This is a genomic window from Paenibacillus sp. IHB B 3415 (genome assembly GCF_000802655.2).
GTDB lineage: Bacteria > Bacillota > Bacilli > Paenibacillales > Paenibacillaceae > Paenibacillus_AQ > Paenibacillus_AQ phytohabitans.
Genome location: NZ_JUEI01000141.1, coordinates 1 through 8381, shown reverse-complemented (window position 1 = coordinate 8381; position 8381 = coordinate 1). Strand labels below are relative to the sequence as shown.

Genomic DNA, 8381 nt, shown 5'->3' with positions numbered 1-8381 from the left:
CTCACTCGTTGTTCAGTTTTCAAAGATCAATGTCTCATCTTTCGTCGCCGTTGTTTGTTTCAGCAGCGACCTTTATAATATATCACAGCGCCCTCGTTTTAGTCAACCTTTTTTTTGATTTCTTTTTTCGGCTGATTTACGACTGCTTTGCAGCGCATCGTTATGTCAGAGGGACGAGTTATAATTTATCACATAAGTTGCGTCCTAGTCAACCCTAAATATCCCCCTCATTATCTGCGCTCATGCAGCAAGGAACAAATAAAAAAAGAGAGTACACTACCTCTCTCCATCCTCCTGCTTACTTTTTCTATTATAGGTCTATTCATGTCCGTGGACAGCCGCATACCTAAAGGGTATAACGAATTGCATGCCCGTCCCCGGCCTCTACAGCCCAAGAAGTAATTTCTCTAATTAATGAACGCGATACAAGCTTGCGCAGAACAAGCGGCAGTTCTGCCTGGAGCTGGCTCAGTCCTGAATGCTGCAGAAGTTCTTTAATACTCCAAGCCTCCTTGCGGCTGCTCAGGATATGGAGAAGCATGGCGCAGCAATCCGCCATTTTTGACATTAACGCAAACTCGCAGGCCAGCAAAATCAGTTCGACTCTCTGCTCCAAAGTTTCTGTACTTACTGTCAGTTCTTCATATAACTTATGAACCGGAGAATTCAAATTCTTGACCTGTCCCCAAACTGCGGGTTCCGGAAAATATCCGGCCTCGCTCACTTCAATACGCGCCCAATGATACAAAGCGATAAGCACGCAGTTATAAGCATCCATAGTACAGCTTGCTTCAAGGTAACGTTTCGACTTCACGTACATATGTAGAAACCGGGAGAATTCCATAAACAATACCCGCTCTTTCAGCGGACCTTGAAACTGAATGAGTTCCTTCCGCATCTCCGCCAATATCCCCTTAGGGTCCCAGATCACCTCACCGGACATTAAACTGGTAAGGAGTTCATTATTGTCCCCTGCCATCACAGCGCGTTCCAATGCAGATAGACCCACATGCACGGATTGCGTCCGCCTGTCCCCGGCAATGGTGTGGGTTATAATTCGCTCTGTCTCCTGTTCCTCATGCAGCATGAGCACCATCATATCAAAGTCGTGCAGCAGCGCGCTCTGAAACGTGTCATTGCCTCTTTGCCGCAAAGCAACGGCTCCAAGAACATTCTCATCAAATGTCTCCCCACTTAATAGGGTCAAATTGGACAGTTCCATACTTCCCTCCATCAAATTTGGCGATTTTGCATCCAGTCAGTTATAATTCTCTTTACATAAATGATATTCTACATATTCATGTCAGTTCCTCCTGGACAACCGAACTATATTTCAGTTAGGAGATAATACTCATGAAATTTAAATCGGCTAAAATCAACGCTTTTCGCACCTGGGGACTGCTTCTTACGATGCTGGGTATGGGCCTTATGATTATGGGAACCGCAGGCATTGTGTTCTGGGGGTCTGCAGGCAAGGTTGTCGCTGCTATCGGTCTCGTCATTGGTCTAATCTCCATGATGGCCAGTCTGGCCATCTACTTCTGGGCGGGCATGCTCTCAACCAGTGCTGTCCAGGTGGAATGTCCCGAATGCCATAAGCTGACCAAAATGCTTGGCAAAACGGACCGCTGTATGTTCTGTCACACCATCCTTACGATGGACCCTGCACAAGCCACAATTACCGCTGAAGAACTTGAAGTCCAGCAATTGAAGCAATAATCGAATTCATATGAATCTTTACAGAAATAATCTCCTGCCGGATACAAACAAAACGGGTGTCGTCCTCTACTGGACGACACCCATTTTATAATTAATCCACCTAAGCATTATTCAACAATTGCCTTGAGTGCTTCCCACGCTTCCGGATTGGCAAAGCTCCGATTCCATGAGGCTACACCGCCAAGGCCGAAGGACTGCGCCAGATCGACTCTGGCTGCCAGCGAAACTTTATCCTCGATCCATATTTTGCGCAAAACATCCTCTTCTTTGTATTCCACATAATTCTGTCCTGCTTCCTTATCAAGAACCGGTGTCAGCTTCTTCTCGGCAAGTATCTCCTGGACCGCATTCATACTGACGGCCTTGGAACTTACTTTGGTTTCACCTTTCTCGGTCTTCTCGGTCCAGATACGAGTGTACAATGGTATCCCCAGAATCAGCTTCTCGGCAGGGACTGCATCCTCTTCAATAATACGGCTTATAGAATTCTTCACCCACGGCAGGGAAGCTACAGAACCGGCAACCGGACTAGCCGCCCAATGCTCATCGTAAGCCATCACAATCAGGAAATCCGACACGGCTCCAAGCGCCCGGCGATCCAGGAACAAGGACCACATTTCACTGTTTGATTTCGGAGTTACATCAATAGAGACAATCAGATTCCGGCTCTGAGCCATGGGCTTCAGTTCCCGCATGAATTGGGTTACATTAGGTCCGTCCTTGGTATATACATTCTCAAAGTCGATATTAATACCGTCCAGGTTGTACAGATCCGCATACTTCAGCATCTGCACAATTGTATTCATCCGCCTGTCATACGTGGATAGTGCCTCCGTAGTCAGGTCCGCCTCAAAGCTGTTGCTGAGCAGTCCCCATACCTCCATGCCCTGGGTGTGAGCCCACTCTACATAGGCGCTGTCAGCCTGGCTGCGAACATTACCATTAACATCGATAATGCTGAACCATGTTGGACTAACCACATTAATTCCTGGCAAATCAGCGAATTTCGCAGGATTCGGCTTGCGTTCGTAGACTGCCTCCCAGAACATATTAACGGGCTTTCCTTTCCAGCTGCGTTCGGCACGGGTAGGAGCCACAGGCTGCTGCACTACTGTTCTATTCCCGTCTGCTAGAATATCGTCCGCCTTGACGAAGCCTGTATATCCGCTCTCCAGCTGCACATACAGCCAGCCTTTGATGTCTGAATTCCAGATTCTCACTGTGGCTCCCGGCGGCATATCAGCAAGGATTGGCGCATGTACGGAGGCTCCGCTGCGGAGCGCTTTGGTCCGTCCGCCTTCCTTACCCTTCACTTTGCCTAACGGCACCGTTTCGCCGGCAGTCATTAACAGAACTGCACCGGTACTGATATCCTCGTCTACCTCAAAGCCATATAAGTCCTCCAGTGTATCTGCCGGAAGATATGTCACCCCATCCTTCTCTTCAGGCGCAAGACGAAGCTGCAGGGGCTCATTGTTCAAACTTGCTGCTGTTGAATCTTCCTGCATATATAAAAGACTGCTGTCTGTCGACAGAATCACAGACTTGCTCTTTTCCTCGTAACGGATAGATGAATCTACGTATTCCTGTAATAGCGGCAGTGGTAATAGCAGGCTGTCCCCTGTCCCTGAGGCTGAGTATCCGGTAAGCTCTCCCTTAACAAAAACAGGCTTCTCCAGCCCCTTCCAATCCGGATCCAGATGCTGACGGTTCGGTAATACATAATAAACAACCCAAAAGGCTGCGGCAGCTATAATGACAAGTCCCAATAAGCGGCGAAAAAGACTTCCACGCTTTTTGACGCGTCTTTGTCTCTGTCTTCTGTCCAAAATATATCCTCCAAACAGTATGATAAATTTATAATCAGGTAGCGCTTCTGTTAAGTATACGACATGGCGGCCCTATTGGTTGCGCCAAACTGCTGGAAGCTTTGTATTTTTGTAACAGCTCCATAGAAAAAGCGTGTAAAATCCGCATTCGGATTCTACACGCCTGCAATTCCATATCTTAGTGCTGCTTCTCGTTGCAGCATTTGCAAACACCATACAGTTCCATACGTAATCCATGAATCTTAAAGCCTGTAGCCAATTCGGCACGCTCCTCTACCTCATGGAGAGAAGAATAGCTGAAATCCTCAATCTTACCGCATTCCTGGCAGATGACATGATAATGATCAGACACATTGGCATCGAAACGGCTGGAATTGTCACCGTAGGTCAGCTCGCGGACCATACCCGCTTCTATAAACATCTTAAGATTGTTATACACCGTTGCCACACTCATACTGGGAAACTGAGGCTCAAGCGCTCGGTAAATATCGTCTGCCGTAGGATGATTCATCGCTTCCATCAGGTACGTAAGAATCGCATGACGCTGAGGCGTAATACGGACACCGGTTGTCTTCAGTTGCTCCAATGCATGCTGTACGCCACTACCCATCCATGCCACCGCCTTTAATTATACAACTTAATAATAACTCTAATGTAATTGTAAGACCGGGCTTTCAATGTTGTCAACGAAGTCCTTACATTATATTTATTATTATATAATAAAAATTACTTAATTCAATATTTGCTCACATTTAGATTGCTGTTTCCATCCACACGAAGCTTGAACTCACCCGTTCCGATCTGGCCGGAGAGGGTTTTTTTGTCGATTACAAGTCCCGGCAGGTCCGTTACAATATCCCCGTACCCGCTTGAGCCCTCCACCGTATAATTACCCGTAAGCGGCAAGTAGAGATCGATATCTCCGACAGCACTGTAGATATCCCAGTCTCCGCCGAAGTCGTTCGAACGAATGTTGATTCTGCCGTTCAAAGATTCGGCATGCAGCTTCGATCTGGCTCCGGCTACCTCCACATTGCCGTTCTTCGTGGACAGATCCAGTGCATCTCCGCTATCCGTTGCCGATATATTACCAACTGCCGATGAAAGCTTCAGAGCCCCGCTAACCTCCCAGGCCCCCATATCACCACCGCTTGTAGTCAGTTCAACACTCCCCTGTACGTTTCTGGCGCGTACTGCGCCATTGAGGGTTTTACCTTTTACATTGCCGTAAATACGGTGCAGGATAAGCTCCCCGTTCCCTGTCTCCAGAGAAATATCTGAAATAGCCTCCACGTTCTGCAGAGTAATACCGCCGTTCATCGTGCGGACCCCCAGATCAAACCGGCGGTCCTCGGGCAGGGAAATGTCCAGATCTATCCGCGGCTGGCGTTTGCCGGATTCACCGTACGCCTTCCCCTGGGGAGTGATCTTGATCGTCGTGTCTTCTGTCACATCGACAAAAGACTGATCCGCAATGGATTCGGCAAGTACCCCGTCCAGCTGATCCACCCAGACTGTTGCTGTAATCTCAATATCCTCCACAGCAGCCCGGTGGATCAGGATATCTCCGTTAATCGCATCAATATTGATTCCGGACGTATTCAGTTCAACTGGAATAATAAGCGGAGCCTTCTCATAACGGCTTCCTTCAGCTTCTCCATAATCAACTGCCGCTACAGTCAAATTAAGACTGACCCGGTTCCACAGATGCAGATAATGCTCCTGCTCCGTTACAATAAACACACATGCCGAGAGCAGAATGGCCGAGAGCAGCCCGCGCAGGTCCATACGGGCTCTGGCAATAGTAACGTTCTGGCTGCGGCGGCGCGAAAAGAAGTGAATTAACAGATACTCCACTCCCCATAATACCGGAATGACAGGCCACCATTTCAGCAGCATCATCATATAATCTGTTCCTTCACGCCAATCCAAGAGCAACAGAACTCCGACAGCAATCAGTACTGCGGATGCAGTGTATCTGCCCACACGCCGGCTCCGCCGTTCCTTGCTCAGACGTGCGCCCGAGTCCTTAGCAATCTCCCGTACACCCAGAAGCAGGCCCAGAATCATCAGCAGAACCGCTACGGTTGCACCTGCGGAGTTCTCAATGAACACTTGAAGCCAGGGCGGCTTCTGGCGGAAGAGGAAGAGCAGCGTCCCGCCAAAGAGCAGCAGCAGACCAAAGGAAACCCCCGGCTCGCTGATTCTCACCCGGCGCCCTGCATTCTTCGCAGAATTCATATCCGATAGTTCAGGGTCATGCTCTTCAGGGAAGCGCAATATCCGGTCTGCAGACTGGAGCACATCGAACACATTATAGAAGTACAACGCCGGGATCAGGAGCGCCAGCAAAATTAGCAGCGGTACATTGATCTGCATCCCGATGGATGAGAAATACAGCAGCGCCACAATATCCAGCAGAATAAGAAAGATAAACGAAATTCCTTTACGGAGCAGCCCGAGATACAGATGTCCCGTGCCGGGAATAACTGCAGCCAGCAGGCCGGCTATAAATTTGCGTTTGCGGGGACGCCGCTTTTGGCGGGGAGGGATATAAGGGGCCTTAGGTTCTCCGCCAGCTTCAGCTTCCTGCAAAGCAGCTTCCTTCTCTTCATCCTGCACGGGATTATTCTCATGATCATGTTGACCTGAATTCATCTCGGCACTCCTCCTTTCAGAACGTTTGCTTCGCCTGTCATTCAATCTTGCCGCTCCGGTGAAATTCTATCAGCTCCACACCCGGAGCTACCTCTTCAACACCTGCAGGAATAAACCCGTGTTTGGTGTAGAGCGTTACTGCCGGAACATTCAGCTTCCCCGTTGATACGATAAACTGATCCATTTCCGCATAACGGGCAAAGATAAATTCTAACATTCTGCCCGCCACCCCTTGGCGAAAATGATCCGGACTTACCATCATGCGTGTAACGGTCAGCTTACCGGGAGCCTCTTCCATCACTGCAACAGCCCCCATGAGCTCCTCACTGTCGTCGAAACAGCCGTAGAAGTCCTCTTTAACCCGGCTCAGCATGTCTCTGGTCTCCAGCAGCGGCGGAATATCACGGAACCCTATCATCTCCGCTTCCAGGCGGTACGCCTTATGCTGAAGACTCCAGAGCTCATCCAGCGTTATCTCATCCTGCAGATCCAGCTTCACAATTGTATCCATCCGTACAGTCCCCTTATATACTGCAGAGGGCCTGCCGTTGCCGACAAGCCCTGTGCTCATGATTCTATGACTTATTACCCAATCTATTACCTAAAAGCAGCCCCTAGCTGTTCAATACGTCAGCGAGCAGTGTGTTAACAAGACCGGGGTTTGCTTTCCCTTTGCTTTCTTTCATAACCTGGCCAACGAGGAAGCCGATCGCTTGTTTCTTGCCGGCCTTGTAGTCTTCGACAGATTGCGGATTAGCAGCGACCACATCCTGGACAATTTTTTTGATTGCCCCTTCATCACTGATCTGGACCAGCCCCCGCTCTTCAACAATAACTGCCGGCAGCTTACCGCTCTCCAGCATTTCTTTGAAGACGGTCTTGGCAATTTTGCTGCTGATAGTTCCGCCTGCGATCAGGCCGATCATCTCACCCAGCCCCTGCGGCTTAATCTTCACCTGGGATAATTCCAGATTATTGCTGTTCAAATATCCCAGCAGGTCTCCCATCATCCAGTTGGCGACAGCCTTGGCATCCTGTGTATAGGCCAGACTGCCTTCAAAGAAGTCGGCAAGCGGCTTGGATGAGGTAAGCACTCCCGCATCATAGGCAGTCAGGCCAAATTCTTCGCTGTAACGGGCCTGCCGGGCATCCGGAAGCTCCGGAATGGTCGCACGGATCTGTTCCTTCCAGGAATCACTGATATGCAGCACGATAAGATCCGGGTCCGGGAAATAACGGTAGTCATGCGCTTCTTCCTTACCGCGCATAGACAAGGTCTTGCCCCCAGCTTCATCCCAGCGGCGGGTCTCCTGGACAACGATCCCCCCGTCGTCAAGAATCTCGCCTTGACGGAACTGCTCATACTCCAAACCTCGGAGTACGCCGCGGAAGGAGTTCATGTTCTTCAGCTCTGCCCGGATGCCGAATTCCTCCTGGCCTTCCGGCCGCAGGCTGATATTGGCATCGCAGCGCATCGAGCCCTCTTCCATCTTCACATCGGATACATCGCAATACTGCATAATGGCGCGGATCTTCTCCAGATAGGCGCGCGCCTCCTCCGGTGAACGCAAATCGGGCTCAGAGACAATCTCAATAAGCGGAGTCCCCACCCGGTTGAAGTCAACCAGTGAAGCAAAGCCGCCGTCCACATGAGTCAGCTTGCCCGCATCTTCCTCCAGATGAAGACGGGTGATGCCGATTCGTTTGGTCTCTCCGTTCACTTCAATATCAATCCAGCCGTTCAGGCCGATAGGCTGGTCATATTGCGAAATCTGGTACGCTTTTGGCGAATCGGGGTAAAAATAGTTTTTGCGGTCGAATTTGCTGACATCGCCAATCGTACAGTTAAGCGCCATTGCGGCTTTCATCGCGTACTCTACGGCCTGGCGGTTAAGAACCGGCAATACGCCGGGATGGCCGAGACAGACCGGACAGGTATGTGTATTGGGCGGAGCGCCGAATTCTGTAGAGCACCCGCAGAAGATTTTGGACTTGGTATGAAGCTCCACATGAACTTCAAGCCCGATGACCGTTTCATATTTAGACATAGATAATCTCATCCCTTAAAAGTTTTGTGGGCATATACTCAAATTATATAAGAAGCACTAAAGAAATAAACAAAAAACAAAAGAAGCGGAGGGGAAATTTGGAACTGTAGGAGCGGTAGCGACCGCC

Annotated in this window: 7 protein-coding genes; 1 reads left to right on the top strand and 6 read right to left on the bottom strand. The window is 49.6% G+C overall.

Annotated elements, in window-relative coordinates; translation table 11 throughout:
- Window positions 1–346: 346 nt before the first annotated feature.
- On the bottom strand, window positions 347–1222 hold the full coding sequence (locus tag QW71_RS35205; RefSeq protein WP_039310397.1) for a nucleotidyltransferase-like protein: 876 nt from the start codon (window positions 1220–1222) through the stop codon (window positions 347–349).
- Between the two features lie 131 nt (window positions 1223–1353).
- On the opposite strand from QW71_RS35205, the gene QW71_RS35200 reads away from it, so the two are divergent.
- A complete protein-coding gene (locus tag QW71_RS35200; RefSeq protein ID WP_039310396.1) occupies window positions 1354–1719 on the top strand; it encodes a DUF2614 family zinc ribbon-containing protein in 366 nt (121 codons plus the stop codon).
- A gap of 107 nt (window positions 1720–1826) precedes the next feature.
- On the opposite strand, the gene QW71_RS35195 is transcribed toward QW71_RS35200, so the two are convergent.
- From QW71_RS35195 to gatB, 5 genes are all read right to left on the bottom strand, one after another.
- On the bottom strand, window positions 1827–3548 hold the full coding sequence (locus QW71_RS35195) for a glycosyl hydrolase family 18 protein (protein WP_039310394.1): 1722 nt from the start codon (window positions 3546–3548) through the stop codon (window positions 1827–1829).
- A gap of 178 nt (window positions 3549–3726) precedes the next feature.
- Window positions 3727–4158, bottom strand: coding sequence for a Fur family transcriptional regulator (locus tag QW71_RS35190; RefSeq protein WP_039310392.1), 432 nt, complete (start codon window positions 4156–4158; stop codon window positions 3727–3729).
- A gap of 125 nt (window positions 4159–4283) precedes the next feature.
- Entirely contained in the window at window positions 4284–6206 is a 1923-nt protein-coding gene (locus QW71_RS35185; protein ID WP_235441638.1) for a DUF4097 family beta strand repeat-containing protein, read from the bottom strand.
- 37 nt (window positions 6207–6243) lie between these two features.
- On the bottom strand, window positions 6244–6717 hold the full coding sequence (locus QW71_RS35180) for an N-acetyltransferase (RefSeq protein WP_039310390.1): 474 nt from the start codon (window positions 6715–6717) through the stop codon (window positions 6244–6246).
- 103 nt (window positions 6718–6820) lie between these two features.
- Complete coding sequence (gene gatB / locus QW71_RS35175) at window positions 6821–8266, bottom strand: Asp-tRNA(Asn)/Glu-tRNA(Gln) amidotransferase subunit GatB (RefSeq protein ID WP_039310388.1); 1446 nt, start codon at window positions 8264–8266, stop codon at window positions 6821–6823.
- Window positions 8267–8381: the final 115 nt, after the last annotated feature.

Bases quoted from the DNA above. Each gene is read 5' to 3' on its own strand.
- QW71_RS35205 (WP_039310397.1), bottom strand. From the start codon at position 1,222: ATGGAACTGTCCAATTTGACCCTATTAAGTGGGGAGACATTTGATGAG.
- QW71_RS35200 (WP_039310396.1), top strand. From the start codon at position 1,354: ATGAAATTTAAATCGGCTAAAATCAACGCTTTTCGCACCTGGGGACTG.
- QW71_RS35190 (WP_039310392.1), bottom strand. From the start codon at position 4,158: ATGGGTAGTGGCGTACAGCATGCATTGGAGCAACTGAAGACAACCGGT.
- QW71_RS35185 (WP_235441638.1), bottom strand. From the start codon at position 6,206: ATGAATTCAGGTCAACATGATCATGAGAATAATCCCGTGCAGGATGAA.
- QW71_RS35180 (WP_039310390.1), bottom strand. From the start codon at position 6,717: ATGGATACAATTGTGAAGCTGGATCTGCAGGATGAGATAACGCTGGAT.
- gatB (WP_039310388.1), bottom strand. From the start codon at position 8,266: ATGAGATTATCTATGTCTAAATATGAAACGGTCATCGGGCTTGAAGTT.